Source organism: Pseudarthrobacter raffinosi (genome assembly GCF_023913835.1).
GTDB classification, from domain to species: domain Bacteria; phylum Actinomycetota; class Actinomycetes; order Actinomycetales; family Micrococcaceae; genus Arthrobacter; species Arthrobacter raffinosi.
In genome coordinates, this window is record NZ_JAMXBG010000006.1 from 205,048 (window position 1) to 221,895 (window position 16,848).

At 64.8% G+C, this 16,848-nt stretch carries 19 protein-coding genes and 3 tRNA genes; 4 read left to right on the forward strand and 18 right to left on the reverse strand.

From position 1 onward, the window contains the following. Window positions 1-2: 2 nt before the first annotated feature. Window positions 3-509 (forward strand): MarR family winged helix-turn-helix transcriptional regulator, encoded by a 507-nt coding sequence (locus NG697_RS08365; protein WP_252614002.1) that lies wholly within the window; start codon window positions 3-5, stop codon window positions 507-509. Window positions 510-582: 73 nt separating this feature from the next. Here the strand turns inward: NG697_RS08365 and NG697_RS08370 are convergent, their stop codons facing one another. The 4 genes from NG697_RS08370 to NG697_RS08385 all read right to left on the reverse strand — a co-directional run bounded on the left by NG697_RS08370 (window position 583) and on the right by NG697_RS08385 (window position 4,913). Continuing rightward, window positions 583-1,359 (reverse strand): enoyl-CoA hydratase, encoded by a 777-nt coding sequence (locus NG697_RS08370; protein ID WP_252614003.1) that lies wholly within the window; start codon window positions 1,357-1,359, stop codon window positions 583-585. A gap of 65 nt (window positions 1,360-1,424) precedes the next feature. Then, window positions 1,425-2,339 carry a 3-hydroxyisobutyrate dehydrogenase gene (gene mmsB, locus NG697_RS08375; RefSeq protein ID WP_252602740.1) on the reverse strand — a complete coding sequence of 305 codons (915 nt, stop codon included), beginning with the start codon at window positions 2,337-2,339 and terminating at the stop codon, window positions 1,425-1,427. Beyond that, window positions 2,332-3,414, reverse strand: a complete 1,083-nt coding sequence (locus NG697_RS08380; RefSeq protein WP_252614004.1) for an enoyl-CoA hydratase/isomerase family protein — start codon at window positions 3,412-3,414, stop codon at window positions 2,332-2,334. The genes mmsB and NG697_RS08380 overlap by 8 nt, the downstream gene beginning before the upstream one ends. After that, the gene (locus NG697_RS08385; protein WP_252614005.1) at window positions 3,414-4,913 is read right to left on the reverse strand and encodes a CoA-acylating methylmalonate-semialdehyde dehydrogenase; all 1,500 of its coding nucleotides are present in this window, start codon (window positions 4,911-4,913) and stop codon (window positions 3,414-3,416) included. Before NG697_RS08385 ends, NG697_RS08380 begins: the two co-directional genes overlap by 1 nt. 274 nt (window positions 4,914-5,187) lie before the next feature. Between NG697_RS08385 and NG697_RS08390 the strand changes: the two genes are divergently transcribed. Both NG697_RS08390 and NG697_RS08395 read left to right on the forward strand, forming a co-directional pair. Next, window positions 5,188-5,994 carry an exodeoxyribonuclease III gene (locus NG697_RS08390; RefSeq protein ID WP_252614006.1) on the forward strand — a complete coding sequence of 269 codons (807 nt, stop codon included), beginning with the start codon at window positions 5,188-5,190 and terminating at the stop codon, window positions 5,992-5,994. A 34-nt stretch (window positions 5,995-6,028) separates the two neighbouring features. Beyond that, window positions 6,029-7,027, forward strand: coding sequence for a DUF8083 family protein (locus tag NG697_RS08395; RefSeq protein ID WP_252602731.1), 999 nt, complete (start codon window positions 6,029-6,031; stop codon window positions 7,025-7,027). A 109-nt stretch (window positions 7,028-7,136) separates the two neighbouring features. Here NG697_RS08395 and NG697_RS08400 read toward each other — a convergent pair whose 3' ends face one another. The 14 genes from NG697_RS08400 to NG697_RS08465 form a co-directional block, all read right to left on the reverse strand. Next, a complete protein-coding gene (locus tag NG697_RS08400) occupies window positions 7,137-8,189 on the reverse strand; it encodes a LacI family DNA-binding transcriptional regulator (protein WP_252602728.1) in 1,053 nt (350 codons plus the stop codon). A 145-nt stretch (window positions 8,190-8,334) separates the two neighbouring features. Then, window positions 8,335-9,312, reverse strand: coding sequence for a carbohydrate ABC transporter permease (locus tag NG697_RS08405; RefSeq protein WP_141139288.1), 978 nt, complete (start codon window positions 9,310-9,312; stop codon window positions 8,335-8,337). Then, entirely contained in the window at window positions 9,309-10,274 is a 966-nt protein-coding gene (locus tag NG697_RS08410; protein ID WP_056348751.1) for a carbohydrate ABC transporter permease, read from the reverse strand. Before NG697_RS08410 ends, NG697_RS08405 begins: the two co-directional genes overlap by 4 nt. A 93-nt stretch (window positions 10,275-10,367) precedes the next feature. Beyond that, window positions 10,368-11,705 (reverse strand): ABC transporter substrate-binding protein, encoded by a 1,338-nt coding sequence (locus NG697_RS08415; RefSeq protein ID WP_252602725.1) that lies wholly within the window; start codon window positions 11,703-11,705, stop codon window positions 10,368-10,370. A 309-nt stretch (window positions 11,706-12,014) separates the two neighbouring features. Then, window positions 12,015-12,287 (reverse strand): hypothetical protein, encoded by a 273-nt coding sequence (locus NG697_RS08420; RefSeq protein ID WP_252602722.1) that lies wholly within the window; start codon window positions 12,285-12,287, stop codon window positions 12,015-12,017. Between the two features lie 104 nt (window positions 12,288-12,391). Continuing rightward, window positions 12,392-13,003 carry a hypothetical protein gene (locus NG697_RS08425; protein ID WP_252614007.1) on the reverse strand — a complete coding sequence of 204 codons (612 nt, stop codon included), beginning with the start codon at window positions 13,001-13,003 and terminating at the stop codon, window positions 12,392-12,394. Further along, window positions 13,000-13,584: a DUF6286 domain-containing protein gene (locus NG697_RS08430; RefSeq protein WP_252614008.1), complete on the reverse strand. Its 585-nt coding sequence runs from the start codon at window positions 13,582-13,584 to the stop codon at window positions 13,000-13,002. The genes NG697_RS08425 and NG697_RS08430 overlap by 4 nt, the downstream gene beginning before the upstream one ends. A gap of 71 nt (window positions 13,585-13,655) precedes the next feature. Then, the gene (locus NG697_RS08435; protein ID WP_252602713.1) at window positions 13,656-14,036 is read right to left on the reverse strand and encodes a hypothetical protein; all 381 of its coding nucleotides are present in this window, start codon (window positions 14,034-14,036) and stop codon (window positions 13,656-13,658) included. Then, window positions 14,033-14,224, reverse strand: a complete 192-nt coding sequence (locus NG697_RS08440) for a hypothetical protein (RefSeq protein WP_111907359.1) — start codon at window positions 14,222-14,224, stop codon at window positions 14,033-14,035. Before NG697_RS08440 ends, NG697_RS08435 begins: the two co-directional genes overlap by 4 nt. Further along, window positions 14,221-14,712: an Asp23/Gls24 family envelope stress response protein gene (locus NG697_RS08445; RefSeq protein WP_252602710.1), complete on the reverse strand. Its 492-nt coding sequence runs from the start codon at window positions 14,710-14,712 to the stop codon at window positions 14,221-14,223. Before NG697_RS08445 ends, NG697_RS08440 begins: the two co-directional genes overlap by 4 nt. A gap of 71 nt (window positions 14,713-14,783) precedes the next feature. Further along, complete coding sequence (locus NG697_RS08450) at window positions 14,784-15,071, reverse strand: glycoside hydrolase family 32 C-terminal domain-containing protein (protein ID WP_308216215.1); 288 nt, start codon at window positions 15,069-15,071, stop codon at window positions 14,784-14,786. Window positions 15,072-15,229: 158 nt separating this feature from the next. Continuing rightward, window positions 15,230-15,305, reverse strand: a tRNA-Phe gene (locus NG697_RS08455). 48 nt (window positions 15,306-15,353) lie between these two features. Beyond that, window positions 15,354-15,427, reverse strand: a tRNA-Asp gene (locus tag NG697_RS08460). A gap of 90 nt (window positions 15,428-15,517) precedes the next feature. Next, window positions 15,518-15,590: transfer RNA gene (locus NG697_RS08465), tRNA-Glu, on the reverse strand. A gap of 168 nt (window positions 15,591-15,758) precedes the next feature. Between NG697_RS08465 and NG697_RS08470 the strand changes: the two genes are divergently transcribed. Continuing rightward, window positions 15,759-16,808, forward strand: a complete 1,050-nt coding sequence (locus tag NG697_RS08470) for a PHP domain-containing protein (protein WP_252602707.1) — start codon at window positions 15,759-15,761, stop codon at window positions 16,806-16,808. The last annotated feature ends 40 nt before the right edge of the window (window positions 16,809-16,848 follow it).

Here is a 16,848-nt window from a genome sequence, read left to right on the forward strand (position 1 = left end):
GGATGGCCGTGCCACTGCCCCGGGACCCCATCGCGGACGCCCAACGGAACTGGGAGGAGCACGGCTGGGCCGACGTCGCCGCTCCCATGGCCGCGATCACCGCGATCATGCGCACCCAGCAGATCCTGCTGGCCCGGATCGAGGGCGCCCTGAAGCCGTTCGGGCTGACCTTCGCCCGCTACGAACTGCTCGCGCTCCTCAGCTTCGCCCGCAGCGGCGCGCTGCCCATGAACAAGGCGAGCGCCCTGCTCCAGGTCCATCCCACCTCGGTGACGAACGCCGTCGACCGTTTGGAAGGCTCGGGACTGGTGGCACGTTCGCCGCACCCTACGGACGGCCGCACCACCCTGATCGAGCTCACCGCGGAGGGGCGGATCGTTGCCAAACGGGCGACGGCGGTGCTCAACACCGAGGTTTTTGGCCAGTCAGGTTTCGACGCGGCCGACGTGGACCAGCTGATCCGTATCCTGGGCACGTTCCGCCGGAACGCCGGGGACTTCACCGACTGACCCATCGATTGCTCCGTAACCGCCGTTTTGGGCACTGAAAAGGGCTTCTACGGAGCACTCGATGGGGAGGGGGTCAGCGGTGGGTGAACTCGGGCTGCCGTTTTTCCGTAAAGGCGGCCATGCCTTCCTTCTGGTCCTCGCTGGCGAAGAGCGAGTGGAAGATCCGGCGTTCGAACAGGACCCCCTGGGCGAGTCCCGTTTCAAAGGCCGCGTTGACGGCTTCCTTCGCGAGCATGGCCACGGGCTTGGACTTGGATGCGATTACCTCCGCGGCCTTGAGCGCCTCCTCCACCACATTCTCCGCGGGCACCACGCGCGAGACGAGTCCCCAGCGTTCAGCCTCCTCGGCGCCGATGAAGCGCCCGGTGAGGATCATGTCCATGGCCTTGGCCTTGCCCACGGCGCGCGTGAGCCGCTGGGAGCCGCCCATGCCCGGCAGCACGCCGAGGTTGATCTCCGGCTGGCCGAACTTGGCGTTGTCCCCGGCGATGATGAAATCGCACATCATGGCCAGCTCGCAGCCGCCGCCCAGCGCGAAGCCGGACACGGCCGCGATGACAGGGATCCGCAGCCGGGTGAAGTCCTCCCAGCCCCGGAACCAGTCTGCGGCGTACATGTCCATGTAGCCCTGCGAGGCCATTTCCTTGATGTCGGCACCCGCGGCGAACGCCTTGCTCGAGCCGGTGATCACCACCGCACCGACGCCGGGGTCGGCGTCCATGGCGGCGACGGCTGCCACGAGCTGGTCCATGGTGGCTTTGTCCAGGGCGTTCAGCGCCTCCGGCCGGTTAAGCGTGACCAGCCCTACCCGGCCGCGCTGTTCCACCAGGATGTTCGTGTACTCCGTCATGCCTAACCTTTCAGCTGTTTTCGCGTGTTGCTGGTGCTGCAGAGTTACCAGTGCTGCAGATGGTGCTAGTGCTGCGATTTGTCGCGGATATCGGTGATGATTCCGGAGAAGTCCCGGCCGGCTCCGCCTTCAGCGGCAAACGTATCGTAGATTTCCGAGGCGAGCGGTCCCAGCCGGGCCGCCACCCCGGTACTTTCCAGCGCATTCAGCGCCAGCCGCAGGTCCTTCGCCATCAGCGCCCCCGCGAAGCCCGGCTGGTAGTCGCGGTTGGCGGGGCTGGTGGGGACCGGACCGGGAACAGGGCAGTTGGTGGTCAAGGCCCAGCATTGTCCGGAGGCGTTGGAGGCGACGTCGAACAGCGCCTGGTGCGTCAAGCCCAGCTTCTCGCCCAGCACAAAGGCTTCGCTGACCGCGATCATGGAGACCCCCAGGATGAGGTTGTTGCAGATCTTCGCGGCCTGGCCGCCCCCGTGCCCGCCGCAGTGGACCACCCGTTTTCCCATCACCTCGAGCAGTGGCCGCACCGCCTCGAAGTCCTCCGTTTCGCCGCCCACCATAAAGGTCAGCGTGCCGGCTTCCGCACCCACCACACCGCCCGAGACCGGGGCATCCACGGCACGGTGGCCGGCCGCAATGGCGAGCGCGGAGGCTTCCCGTGCCTCGTCAACGTTGATGGTGGAACAGTCCAGAAACATGGTCCCCGGCTTGGCCTCGGCCAGCAGGCCCGGCTGTCCCTCCGTGCCGCGGTAGGCGTCCAGCACATGCTGTCCGCTGGGGAACATGGTCAGCACCACGTCGGCACCGGCAATGGCGTCCAGCGGACTGGCCACCGTGGGGACACCGTGCGTTTGGGCGGCGTCCAGCGCGGCGGGGACCACGTCGAAGCCCGCCACGGTGTAGCCGGCACGGACCAGGTTCGCTGCCATGGGCCCGCCCATGTGGCCCAGGCCCAGGAAAGCGACGGTGGTTTGTTCAGGCATTGTCCGGCTCCTTTGTGTGCAGGTTGAGCTCCCGGTCCCCCAGCGGCGCGAAGAACCGTTCGATGTCCGTCGCGTGCACCTCGTGCAGCGTGGCCGGCTTCCATTGCGGAATGCGGTCCTTGTCCACCACCTGCGCCCGGATCCCTTCGCGGAAGTCGGGCGCAACCAGGAACCGAAGCCCCACGCGGTATTCCTGCGCCAGCGCCTCGTCCAGCGTCAGCCCCTTCGCGCGGCGAAGGGACTCCAGTGCCACCTTCACAGCCGTCGGCGACTTCGCTTCGATGGTGTCGGCGGCCTCGGCCGCTTCGGCCGCAGGCTCCCCGCCCGGCGCGCCGCCCGAGGCCTCATCCAGCGTCCGCAGCCGCCGGACAATGTTCTCCACGTCATCGCTGGCATAGGCGGCATCGATCCAGTCGCGCTGCGCCTCCAGCCCGGAGGGCGGCGGGCTCTGGGCAAAACGTACGACGGCGGCTTCCGCACTTTCGTGTTCGAGCGCCGCCGCCAGCTCCGGCAGGCTCCCCGACGGGACAAAGTGGTCCGCGAGGCCCAGGAACAGCGCATCCGCCCCGGTCAGATGGGCTCCGGTCAGCGCGGCATGGGTGCCGGTCTCTCCAGGTGACCTCGCCAGCAGCCAGGTCCCGCCGACGTCGGGCACAAATCCGATGGTGGTCTCCGGCATTCCCAACCGGGTCCGTTCGGTGACCACCCGCACGGAGCCGTGCGCGGAGATTCCCACACCGCCGCCGAGCACCAGTCCGTCCATGAAGGCCACATAGGGCTTGGGGTACGCGGCGATGAGGGAGTTCAGCCGGTATTCGGCCTGCCAGAAGTCAGCAGTTTCCGTACCGCCGCCGAGGATGTCCCGGTAGATGGCCACAATGTCGCCTCCGGCGCAGAGGCCACGCTCGCCGGCGCCGCGCACCAGGACGGTGGCCACGCCGTCGTCGTCCGCCCAGGCGGTGAGCTGCGCCAGCATGGCGTCCACCATGCCGGCGTTCAGGGCGTTGACTGCCTTGGGCCGGTTGAGCGTGATGACGCCCAGGTGGCCGCGCTTCTCGAACAGAACCTCCGTCATCAGCTGCCTTCCGGCATGATGAAGCTGGCGCCCTGGCGGATCCCGGACGGCCAGCGTGTGGTGACCGTTTTGGTCTTGGTGTAGAAACGGAACGCGTCGGCGCCGTGCTGGTTAAGGTCGCCGAAGCCGGACGCTTTCCAGCCGCCAAACGTGTAGTAGGCGATGGGAACCGGAATCGGCACGTTGATGCCCACCATGCCCACCTCCACCCGGCTGGCGAAGTCCCGGGCGGCGTCGCCGTCGCGGGTGAAGATGGCCACGCCGTTGCCGAATTCGTGCTCGGAACACAGCCGGAGCGCTTCGTCGTAATCGGCGGCGCGGAGCACGCTGAGGACGGGGCCGAAGATTTCCTCCTGGTAGATCTTCATGTCCTTGGTGACGTGGTCGAAGAGCGTGGGGCCTACCCAGAAGCCGTCGTCATAGCCTTCCACCGTGATGCCGCGCCCATCGGCCAGCAGGGTGGCACCCTCGTCCACGCCGGACTGGATGTAGCCCTCGATCCGTTCCTTGGCACTCGCCGCCACCACGGGCCCGAAGTCCGAGTCCTTGTCCAGGCTGTGGCCTACCCTGAGGTGTTTGACGCGCTCGACCAGCTTGGATACCAGCGCATCCGCGGTCTTCTCCCCCACCGGGACGGCCACGGAAATGGCCATGCAGCGCTCGCCCGCGGAACCGAAGCCGGCGCCGATCAGGGCGTCGGCGGCCATGTCCAGGTCCGCGTCCGGCATGATCACCATGTGGTTCTTGGCCCCGCCGAAGCACTGGGCGCGCTTCCCGTGGGCGGCCGCGGTGGCGTAGATGTACTGGGCGATGGGTGTTGAACCCACAAAGCCGATGGCCTTCACGCGGGGATCTTCCAGCAGCGCGTCGACAGCTTCCTTGTCCCCGTTGACCACGTTGAACACACCGTCCGGCAACCCGGCCTCCGTGAACAGTTCGGCCAGACGCAGGGGAACCGAGGGGTCCCGCTCGGAGGGCTTGAGGATGAAGGCGTTGCCGGCGGCGAGGGCCGGGCCGGACTTCCACAGGGGGATCATGGCCGGGAAGTTGAACGGGGTGATGCCCGCGACGACGCCGAGTGGCTGGCGCAGCGAGTGGACGTCGATGCCCGCACCGGCGTCGTCGGAGAACTCGCCTTTGAGCAGGTGGGGGGCGCCCGCCGCGAACTCCACCACTTCAATGCCGCGCTGGATATCGCCCTTGGAATCGGCGAAGGTCTTCCCGTGCTCGGAGGACAGCAGCGTGGCCAGTTCGTCCATGTTCTCGTTGACGAGGTCAACAAACTTAAGCAGGATCCGGCCGCGGCGCTGCGGGTTCATGGCGCCCCAATGGACCTGCGCTTTCTCCGCGGCGGCCACCACGTTCCGGACCTCCTCTCCGCTGGCGAGGGGCAGGCGCGCCTGGACTTGGCCCGTGCAGGGGTCAAAAACGTCACTGAAGCGGCCGGAGGTCCCCGTCACCCGCTGGCCGTCGACGTAATGGGATAGTTCGCGCACCATGATGCAATGCTCCTTCGCATGTGATCCAGGTCATCTCTGCAAGCGAATATACTCGGACTTCCTACTAAATTCCAGACTGTCCCAAAACCCTCGTGGCACACGCTGCCGCCGTCGTCGGCATTTGTTGCGGCACATCGTCCCGGGGCACGTTGACGTGGATCTGGGCCCTCAAAACGCGATTCGACGGCGTGTCCGCGCCATAGTGCCCCGTCTTCGCGGGCACGTTCCAGCCACGGCAACGCCTCCGGGCAACAAGTTCGGTAAGTTAGGGACTGTGAAGATTGCTACCTGGAATGTGAACTCCCTCCGTGCCCGCGCCGACCGTGTGGAGGCCTGGCTGCAGCGCAGCGATTGCGACGTCCTGGCCATCCAGGAGACCAAATGCAAGGACGAAAACTTCCCCTGGGAACTTTTCGAACGCATGGGCTACGAGGTGGCCCACTTCGGTGTGAACCAGTGGAACGGCGTGGCCATCGCGTCCCGGGTAGGCCTGGAAGACGTTGAGCGCACCTTCCTGGACCAGCCTCCGTTCGGGAAAGAAGGCAAGGACCCCATCCAGGAAGCCCGCGCCATGGCCGCGACCTGCGGCGGCGTCCGGGTCTGGAGCCTCTACGTGCCCAACGGCCGCTCCCTGGACGACGAACACATGCCGTACAAGATCAAGTGGCTTGAATCCCTGAAGACCCACGCCCAGGGCCTGGTGACCGCCGACCCGACAGCTCAGGTAGCCCTCATGGGCGACTGGAACATTGCGCCGTTCGACGACGACGTCTGGGACATCGACCTTTTCGTCAATAACAAGTACACCCATATCAGCCCGCCGGAACGTGCTGCGTTCCACGCCTTTGAAGAGGCCGGATTCAAGGACGTGGCACGCGAGTACACCCCCGGTCCCGGCGTGTACACGTACTGGGATTACACCCAGCTGCGCTTCCCCAAAAAGGAGGGGATGCGCATTGACTTTGTCCTTGGCTCCCCCGCGTTGGCGGCCCGCGTCACGGGCGCGTCGATTGACCGCGAGGAACGCAAGGGCAAGGGCGCCTCGGACCACGCCCCCGTTCTGGTGGAACTGGCGGACTGATGGCTGCGGCCGGGGCCCAGGAAGGGAGACTGTAATGACGGGAAACCTCTACAGGGGCCAGGCCGGGCTGCCGTTCTCCTCCACCCTGCGCGTCTACGAACCGCTGGAGGCCTTCCCGGAAGGACAGCGGGAGGCCATCCGGACCGCCGGTGCCCGCACAGCCTCGCGGGCCGCCGTCGAAAACGCCGAACTGCTGGCCTCGCTGGGCCGGATCACCCGCTCCGGCGGGGACCCCTTCCCCACCGGGCGGACGGATCTGGTCCGGGTCACCAGCATTCCCGGTGTACCCCCCGGGCGGACCCCGCAGCCAGGAACCTCCGACGCCGGTGCTGCCGCCGGCCCGAGTGCCGAGTCAGGCTTGGGTACCGGGATAGGCGCCGGTTCCGGCTTTGGGCCTGACGCTGGGGGCGACGGTGGGCGTGACGCTGGGTCCGGGCGCGTCCTTCTGTACTGCCCCAGCCAGCTGGTCCTGCGCGCCGGCCTCGCGGCCAATGCCCTCATGGAAGGCATCCACGGCCCGCTGGCCGAAATGCTGATTCCGGAAGAGCAGCGGGACAAGCACCAGGAACGCATTGACCAGGTCAAAGCCCGTGACGGCGCCATCCGTGTGCATACCCGCGCCTCCACGTGGGGCATCCCCTTCAGCTGGTTCTCGCTGTTTATGGAAGGCGATCATAAGGACGTGGTGGAATCAGGCGGGCGCATCCTCACCGTCAGGGTGTGGGCTCCCATCACCGAAGCCATGGAGCGGGCACGGTACGCCGTGGCCCACCTGGCGCTGGCGGCCCCGGACCTGGACATGCTGGACGACCTCGCGCAGCTGACCGAATGGCTGGAGCTGTTCCACGTCAATTCCATGGTGGAACTCGACTACGGCGCCGTGGCGGACAAGGTGTACCCGGACGAGTCGCCCATGGACATCCGGCTAGGCATCGAATGCCTGGCAGAGGGCGACATGACGGGCGCCGCCGCGGCCTACCGCAGGCTGGCTTCCCGCTGGATTCCCATCCGGCAGCTCGCCCGCGCGTCCTGACCGCTTTTTCCTAGACGCGGCTTCTTCCTAGACACGGCTTCGCGACTGCGGCTTCCTGAACCCGGCGTCCTGGCCGCGGCATCCTGGCCGGATGCCGCGCCGCGCCTCCTCAGGAACGAGGCGGCGCCGTCGTACGCCTGATGATGAGCTGGTGGGGCGCGACGGCGGATTGGACCGCCCCGACCGTGCCGTCCAGTTCGTCGATGAGCATCTTGGTAGCCAGCTCGGCCTGTTCGTCGGGCCGTTGTCCCACGGTGGTCAGGCCCATCGCGTCGGCGAAATCGTGGTCATCGATCCCCACCACCGAGAGGTCCTCAGGGACCCGTACGCCTACGCGTGCTGCTTCGAAGATGACTCCCATGGCCATTTCGTCTGAGGCGCAAAAGATGGCGGTCGGCTTCGGGCCGGGCTGGGTCCAGAGGCGTCGGAATGCCTCTTGGCCGCTGCGGACCGTGAAATCGCCCCATTCGTCCCACTCGGGGCGGGTGGGCAGCCCTGCTCCTGCCATAACGTCCTTGAAAGCCAGGATCCGCACGCGGGGAACGTCGAAGTTAAGGTCCGTTTCGTCGTCGCCGTGCAGGAGGGCAATGTCCCGGTGGCCGAGGTCGATCAGGTGCCGTACGGCGGTGGACGCTGCGGCGTAGTCGTCGATGCCGATGTACGCGCACTCTTCCACATGGCCGCCCACCACGATCAGCGGGATATCAATCTTTTGGAGATGGTCCAGTTCCTCGTGGCTGAGCGCCATACAAAGGACAAGCAGGGCATCAATCTGTTTGTAAACCATGGTCTTGCTGAACAGGCGTTCCCGGTTGCTGCCGTGACCGCCCAGGTTGAAGAGGGAAAGATTGTAGTGGCGGGCGTGAAGTTCGCGGTCCGCGCCCTCAATGGCCTTGGAGAAGAACCAGCGGCTCACGAACGGTGCCAGGACGCCAATGGTCTTGGTTCGGCCGGTGGCCAGACCTGACGCCGACGACGACGCCACATAACCCAAAGCACCCGCCACCTCGAGGATCTTCTCCCTGGTGGCGGGCGAAACCCTGGGAAGCCCGCGTACGGCCCGGGAAACGGTGGCGGTGGAGACGCCTGCGGCTGCGGCCACGTCCTCAATGCTGACGCCGCTGTGGCCACCCCGTTGAGACCTTTCAGCCATGCGTGCCACCGTTTCCCCTCATGGGTTCAAACCTAATTTCCGCTATGCAGTTGCCCCCAAGCCATGCTAGGTTGCGGGCCGCCCGACGTCACAGTGTTACCTGCCTGCCTCCCCTTGCGTCCGATCAGCCTATGCGGATCGGCCCTGAGCCCGGTCAGCCCTTGAGGCCGCCGGCCAGGAGACCACGGACAAAGAAGCGCTGCAGGCCAAGGAACACCGCCAGCGGGACGATGATCGAGACGAACGCGGCGGCAGGGTTCAGGAAGTCCCTGTTGCCGCGGGTACCGGAGATCTCAGCGAGCCGCTGGGTGATGGGCGCTACGTCCGCCGTTCCACCCGAGAACACCAAGGCCACCAGCAGGTCATTCCAGACCCACAGGAACTGGAAGATGGCCAGGGATGCCAGAGCCGGGACGGACAACGGCAGGATGATCCGCCAGAAAATGGTGGTGTGTCCTGCCCCATCCACCTTCGCGGCCTCGATCACTTCGCCCGGGATCTCCGAGATGAAGTTGTGCAGCAGGAAGATGCCCAACGGGAGTCCAAACATGGTGTGGGCGATCCACAGCTGGGCATAGGACCCGGGCGGGAGCTTCAGGACCTGCGTGAACAATGACAGCAGCGGGATGAGTGCCATCTGCAGGGGAATGATCTGCAACGCGAACACGAAGATGAACGTAGCCTCGCGGCCCCTGAAGTTGCCCCAGGCGAAGATGTAGGCCGCCATGGAGGCGAGCACCAGGACAAAGACGGTCACCGGGATGACAATCGCCAGGGAGTTGATGAAGTACTGCGAAAGGTTCGCAGACTGCGATCCGGCTGCTGCCGTGACGTCGACGTAGTGCTTGAAAGTAAAATCCCAGTCGGCAAAGAAGTTCCACCAGCCATCCGAGCGCGGGCCCACCTGCTTGGCCGCGGGACGGATGGAGGAGACCAGGAGACCGAAGGTGGGCACGGTCCAGATCGTCGCAATGATCACGGCGGCCGCAGTGGCCCAGCGTGACGTGAGCTTGGTCTTGACGCGCCGCATGATCGGTGCGGAATCCTCCGGCGTCGCGGGACGGCCTTTGTCTTTGCGTGACTGGGTCCGGGAAGAGTTGGCCGCCTCATCCGGCGCTGGCATGACGGTCATCGGATTTCCCTTTGCTGACGAAGTACGCGGGCATTGTAGACCACTATGGGCAGTACGAGAAGGAACAGGACGAGGGCCAGCGCCGCACCCCTGCCCGGTTCGCCGGCGCGGAAGGCCTGCGTGTACATCTCGTTGGCGATCACGGACGTGTCATAGTTGCCCGCCGTCATGGTGCGGACAATGTCGAAGACTTTAAGGGTGGCGATGGTGATGGTTGTCAGCACCACCACCAAAGCGCCCCGAATGCCGGGAACCGTCACATTGCGGAACTGCTGCCAGGGGTTGGCACCGTCCAGGCGCGCTGCCTCAACCAGTTCCACCGGCACGCCCTTGATGGCAGCGGAGAGGATCACCATGGCAAAGCCTGTTTGGATCCAAACCATCACGATGATGAGGAAGATGGTGTTTTCCGGGGCATCAAGAAGAAATTGCTTGGGGTCCATGCCCAGGGCAACCCGCACAGCGTTAACGACGCCAGTCTGTTCAATGCCGGGGCCGCGGTAGTCGTACACAAGCTTCCAGATGATGCCGGCGCCCACCATCGAGATGCCCACCGGCATAAAGACCAAAGCTTTGAGGGCATTTTCGCCGCGCGCCTTGTCAATGAACACCGCGTAAGCGAGACCGAAGACCGTGGACAGCAACGGCACCAGAACGGTCCAGATCACCGTGTTGCGGAGGGTGGCCAGCGCCTCGGGCTGGGTAAACATCCAGACGAAGTTATCGACTCCGTTGGGTTGGCCGGAGGCATTCGTGAATGCCAGGAATGATGTCTGCACGGCGGGATAAACCAGGCCGACCAGCATCAGGATTGCCGCCGGCGCCAAAAAGCCAACGATCGTCAGTTTGTCTTTGACTGATTTGGGAGCCCTGTCCACAATCAGCATGATCAGCCCAATTAGCGCGGCAAAAACCGCCAAGGCGATAAAAACTTGAAGAAATTTTCCTCCAAGAAACTCCATTGCCCAACCTCCGTGGTGTGCGTGGATCTGTTTGTTCTGAATCGACATCGCGCCCTTGGGACTTGATGTCCCAAGGGCGCGATGCGAAGGAGGTTAGCTCTTAGGCCAGCTGCCTTCGATGCTGTCGGCAACCTGCTGGGCGGGAGTGCCGTTGATCCATGCAACGATGCCCTTCCAGAAGGAGTTGGAGCCTACGGCGCCCGGCATCAGGTCAGAGCCGTCGAAGCGGAAGACGGTGTCCGGATCCTGGAGCAGTGCGATGGACTGCTTGTCGAGTTCCGTCTGGGCACTCGCCGGGTCCAGTCCCTTGTTGGCACTGATGACGCCACCGAGCTTGACTCGGTTGTTGGCGAACTCGGCGCTGGCCAAGTAAGCCAGGAAGGCCTGCGCCTCCGGGGTGTCCTTGTAAGCGCCCACCATCTCGCCGCCGCCGGTGATTGCCTGGCCCTTGCTGGGGTCGATCGGAGGCGTCATGAAGGCCCAGACGTCGCCATCGGGAGCCACAGCGGTCCCTTCCGGCCAGTTGGCTGCCTGGAAGTTGGCCTGGTGGTGCATGGCGCACTGGCCATCGAGGACGGGCTGACCTGCCTGCGCGAAGCCGGTGGTCAGGATTGAACGAACGTCGCCAAATCCGCCGTTGACATAGTCGGAGTTCAGGAGGATCTCGCCGGTCTGGTTCAGCGCATCCACAATCTTGGGGTCGTTGAAGGGAATCCCGTGCGTGACCCACTGGTCGTAGACCTCGGGGCCCTGAGCGCGGAGGACAACATCCTCGACCCAGTCAGTGCCCGGCCAGCCGGTCGCTTCGCCGGATTCGAAGCCGGCACACCACGGCTTCATGGTGCCGTCATCGGCGATCTTCTTGGACAGTGTCAGCATTTCGTCCCAGGTCTTGGGAACTTCCCAGCCCTTGTCCTTGAACGTCTTCGGGGCGTACCAGACGTAACCCTTGACGTTCGCGAGCATCGGTGCCGCGTAGAAGGTCCCGTCCACCGTGCCGTACTTCTTCCAGTCAGCGGACCAGTTCTTGTCCACAAGATCCGAGACTGCCTTCGGAGCCGGCTTCAGGCCGCCTGCCTTGGCCTGATCGGCCAGGAGGCCTGGCTGCGGGAAGATGGCGACGTCCGGGGCGTTTCCAGCCTTGGCCCGGACACCGATCTGGGTCTCGAATTCCTTGCTGCCCTCGTACTTGATGGTTGCGCCGGTGCATTCCTCAAACGTTGCCCAGGCGGTTTCCAGGTTGGTAGCTTCGATGTCCACGATGGTGGAGTAGACGGAGACGGTCTTGCCGTCGTGCTTGCCGTAACTCTCATAGGGAGAGCAGTCACTGCCGGTGGTGCCGCCACCGCCCCCGCCGGGACTACAGGCCGTCAGGGACAGCGCCAGAATTCCGGTGGCAGCAACCGGAAGCAGGTATTTGCGGTTTTTCATGCTGAGGACTCCTCGGTGAGTTACAGAACTTCAACAGGTGAGACAAAGGCAACGGACATCATTGCGTGGTCTGAATCACATACTAATCAGGCTCCGGCCATGAATGCAAGCGTTTACATCCGGTTGTGTCCGAAAGGATATCTAGGCCCCCGTCCACGGGAGTTTGGGCGCCGCAGCGATGATGCCCGGGACCGTGAGACGGCTTCGACATGCGGCTATGCCCACAAAGGGCGCACAAAGGAAAGGCGCCGCGCTCCCCGGGGAGCGCGGCGCCCTTTAGGCATCGTGGGGCATACCCCATGGTTGGGCCTATTTGCCGCCCTTGAACAGACCGGCGATCTTCGCGCCAAAGCCCTTCACGTTCTCGGTCACGCTGCCGGCCAGTCCCTTGGCGTTTTCAGCAACATCGCCCACGAGTTCCTTGGCGTTCTCAGCCACGTCGCCGTCGAAGAACTCCTTAACGTTTTCTGCAGCTTCGCCAGCGAATTCCTTCACGTTCTCCGCAGCCTCGCCAGCGAATTCCTTGGCCTTTTCTGCCGCGCCTTCGTTTGCCGCTCCGCTGCCAGTTACTTGCTCGCTCATGGTATTCCCCTTGATTCCCCGGATATTCGATCCGGACAGTGGTGGTGGCCCGTTGCCAGGCGATGTCCGCCGGCATCGGCACAACAGATGTCCCCCGGATCACACTAATGGACGCGCTCAGCGCGGCTGAACCGTGTCCTGGCCCCGGCACCAATGTGAATCAGGACGGGTGTCTGTTTTCCCACCACTTGGTCCAAGGCGTCCACCAGGGCAGAGACCTCGGCCGCAAGGAGATGCGGCGCCACGCCCTGGCGCGGCTGGAGCCGGATTTTCAGGGCGGGGCTGCCCTGGACATCGTAGGTTGCCACCGTGGCACCCGCCAGATCGGGCCGTTCAGCCAAGGCGTGTTTCAACGCCTGCTCCGCTACTCCCCCGCTGATCCGGACGTCTCCGGCTACTGTCCCGGGATCGTACTCGGCCACCAGCAAGTTGCTCCGGCCTTTGCCCTGCTGCGCAATCCAGGCAACCATCAGGCCAATCAGAACCACCAGGGCAAACGCCATCACAATCCAGAGCCAGCTTTCCGGACGTCCCGGAAAGCGGGTGTTGTCGAAGAACTGTTTGACGCTGCGCCAGGCCGATCCGGACCAGGCATGCCACCAGGTTGCCACGGGTGGAACGGTGGCCAGCAGGACGAGCAGGATGCCCACGGCGAGCAGCTTGAGTCCGAGGATGCCGAGCAGGATCCGGTTGAGGAGCGAGGGTGTGGCCGTCATGCTCCAATCACTCCTACGGTGGAAATGTTCACGCGGACGTCAGGTACCGGGACCAGTGACATCCCGCTGAGTTCGTCCTGGACCGCGGCCAGCACCGCCGCTTCCGCCACGGGGACCCCTGAGGTGGGGCGCACGTTGACGATAATCTGCCGCCGGGACACCACCACCATGACCTGCTCCGGGGTGACATTGGCAGCGAGCCGTGCGCTGCGTGCCAGGGCGGAGGCGATGACCTCGTCATCGACCACCACGGCGGACGAATTTCCGGTGCCGTTCAGCGTGGTGCCGTTCAGCACGTGCCGGGCTCGTCTTCCCGGCAGGACGGCGTTGAGCAGGAAAAACAGCCCCACCATGGCTACTACGCCGCCGCTGGCACCGAGCAGCAACGGCGGGATACCCGCCGGAAGAGCAACGATGCGCTCCGCCGCCAGTTGCGGTTCGATCAGCCAGGCCGGCTGACCAATGGCGTGCACGGCCGATTCGAGAAGACCGTAACCGGCCAGCCCCATCACCAGGACCGCTGCCACCGTGGCCACCGCTGCCCGCGAGGAATGGGTTTCCCGGTAGACGACCCTGCGCATATCAGGTTGCCGCTGGGCTCGGGCGCGGTTTGTTTGCCTCGAATCCAGGTCCCCGTCCACTGATCCTCCGGTCACTGGACCCGGCCTCCCTCGATCGGCTTAACGCCGCTGATGCGGATATCCACCCTGCTCAGACTGGCGCCGCTGAGGGCCGTGACCGTTGACATGATCCTGGATTTGGCATCGACCGTCCGGTCCCAAATGGATCCACCGAATGCGGCCACCCGGCTTGCATCCCTGAGCACGGTGGCCAGCGGCGGGATCCTGATCGGTGACACCAGCGACAACGCCAGCAGGCCGTCGTCGTCCGTCCAGTCCGCCCGGACATCGTGGGGCTCCACACCCAGGGCTTCCGCGGCGGCTGTCCTGGCAAGGCTGGTCAGGGCCTGCGTGCTGATGCGGTTGTGGCCGCTCAGGACCCGACCCTGAATGGATGGTGCGGCTGCCGTCATGACGATGAGCGCCGGCCGATGATGGCATCCAGGACGCCGCGCAGGTCCAGTTTCCCTTCCGCTGCGCGGCCCAGGAGGGCGCCGATGGCCATAAAGAGAAGCGAGACCAGAAAGCCCCATAGCCCGAACTGGAAGGACATAAACGCCACGAAGGCGCCCATGGCGATGCCCACAACGGTCAGATTCACAGCAGTGCCTCCCTCTCGGCGACGGCAGGGGCTCCGGCCTTCGCCGGCGGCGCCACGTAGACATCGGTTATTTCGACATTCACTTCAATGACCTGCAGGCCGACGAGTTCCTCGACCGCGCGGTAAACGGCTGCTCTCACCTGATTGGCCAGGGAATGCAGGGGCGTGCCGTAGGAGGCCACCAGGCTGATGTCCACCGCCACCTGCGTCTCACCGACCTCGGCTCGGACGCCTGCAGCATGGTCCGAACTGCCGACGGCGTCCCGGATGGCCCCCAGCGCACGCGACGGAGCCGAGCCCAAAAAATAGACGCCGGGCACGGCACGGGCAGCGATGCCGGCAACTTTTGCCACGGCGGTCTCAGCGATCACGGTGCGGCCATGACCGGGCACGGGCGCCTGGCTGGCGGCATGGTGGCTGGTAGCAGGCTGGCTGGTAGCGAGCCGGCGCTCGACGCCCGCATCGGGTTGTGGGTTCTGGTATTCCATCAGACACTTCCCCTTCTGTTGATCCCAACCCTATCCCGTGCGTGTGGGAACGCACGGGAATCCGTGGCGAGTCAGGCCAGCTTCCGGCCGGTCAGCGTAAATCCGGCCTTTCCGCCTTCGCTGAACACCGACGTATCGGTGTCGGCCCAGTCGGGCAGGAAGAGGTCTGTGACAACAGTGCCGCTTCCGGGGGCGAACACCTCCACTGACGAGGTATCGAGCAGGATCCGCAGCTTCAGTTTTCCGTCCACCAGTGGCAGGCTCACCTGGTGGTAGGGGCTGAACTTGTCCGAAAAGTTTGAGGTCCCGGCCGCGGACCGGTCAACCGTCAGCGTGCCTGACTGCGCCTGGTATCGGATCTCACGACACGCAAATTACCCTCCGACACGGAAAATCCTTGGCGACACCTATATTTCGGTGTCGCCAGGGAATCTGCGCGTCGACAAGGAGTATGCGCGTCGTAGGACGGGCCGTTAAAGAAGAAAAGCACCAGTTCCGAAGAACTGATGCTTCCCAGTGGTGGCTCCGACCGGCGTCGATCCGGTGACCTTTCGATTTTCAGTCGAACGCTCTACCAACTGAGCTACAGAGCCTAGGTGACATGTCACCTTGACCGCCGGAATTTCTTCCGGCAATCAGAGCGACCCTGACGGGACTTGAACCCGCGACCTCCGCCGTGACAGGGCGGCGCGCTAACCAACTGCGCTACAGGGCCTTGATTTTCTTGCTTCGCGGCATCGCTACCGCTTTTTTCAAGGCTTCCAGCTTACCAGACGTTTTCAGCCTGCCAGACCAGTTTCTTGCGTACCCCCAACGGGATTCGAACCCGTGCCGCCGCCGTGAAAGGGCGGTGTCCTAGGCCGCTAGACGATGGGGGCCAGAACCCGTTCGGCACAAAATAAAAGGCTTCGAGCCGAGGGCCCTCAGTCTTTACGTTTGCAGTTGCTCCGAACTGGACTCTAAAACTATAGGGCCTCGGCGGGAATAACTCAAAATCGGCCCGCAGACACCTGACCGAAGCGGCCGGAACAGGCGAAGATGGACAGATGGATGCCGTCGCCGCACTCAATGAAATTGCTTTCTGGTTGGAACGGGAACGCGCTGCCACGTTCAAGGTCCAGGCCTTCCGGAAGGCGGCCGGGATCATCGCCGGGCTTGACCCTTCGGAGGTGGCAGTCCGGGCCCGGGACGGCAGGCTCAAGAGCATGAAGGGCATCGGCGACAGAACGTACCAGGTGGTCCGGCAGGCCGTGGACGGCGAGGTGCCCGAGTACCTTGAGGACCTGCGCCAGCGCAGCGGGGCGCCTCTGGCCGACGGCGGGGCCGAACTCCACGCAGCACTCCGCGGCGACCTCCACAGCCACAGCGACTGGTCCGACGGCGGCTCCCCCATCCAGCTCATGGCCGATGCCGCCCGCCTGCTGGGCAGAGACTACCTGGCACTGACAGACCACTCGCCCAACCTGACCATCGCCAACGGGCTCAGCGCCGAGCGCCTGACCGAACAGCTCGATGTAGTGGCCGCCATCAACGCCGCCTCCGCACTTGACGGCAAGGATGACGGATTCCGGCTCCTGACCGGCATCGAGGTGGACATCCTGGAAACCGGCGAACTGGACCAGTCGCCGGACATGCTGGACCGGCTGGATGTTGTGGTGGCCAGCGTCCATTCGAAGCTTCGGGCGGACCGCGCCACCATGACCCAGCGGATGCTCCAGGGCATCCAGAACCCCCAGACCAATGCGCTCGGCCACTGCACCGGCCGCCTGGTGGAGGGCTCCCGTGGCACGCGGCCGCAATCGGACTTCGACGCCCGGGAGGTGTTCGCGGCGTGCGCCGAATACAACGTGGCGGTAGAGATCAACTCCCGCCCCGAGCGGCAGGACCCGCCGGATGACCTGATCCAACTGGCCCTCGACGCCGGCTGCCTGTTCTCGATCGACAGCGACGCCCACGCTCCGGGCCAGCTCGACTTCCTCCAGTACGGGGCTGCCCGCGCCGCGCATAACAATATTCCCGCGGAGCGCATCGTGACCACCTGGCCCCTGGAACGGCTGCTGGAGTGGTCGGCCCGGGATTGGCAGAAACTCGACTAGACGTGACCGATTCCCGCCAGCCGCCGGCGTCGCCCCGGGG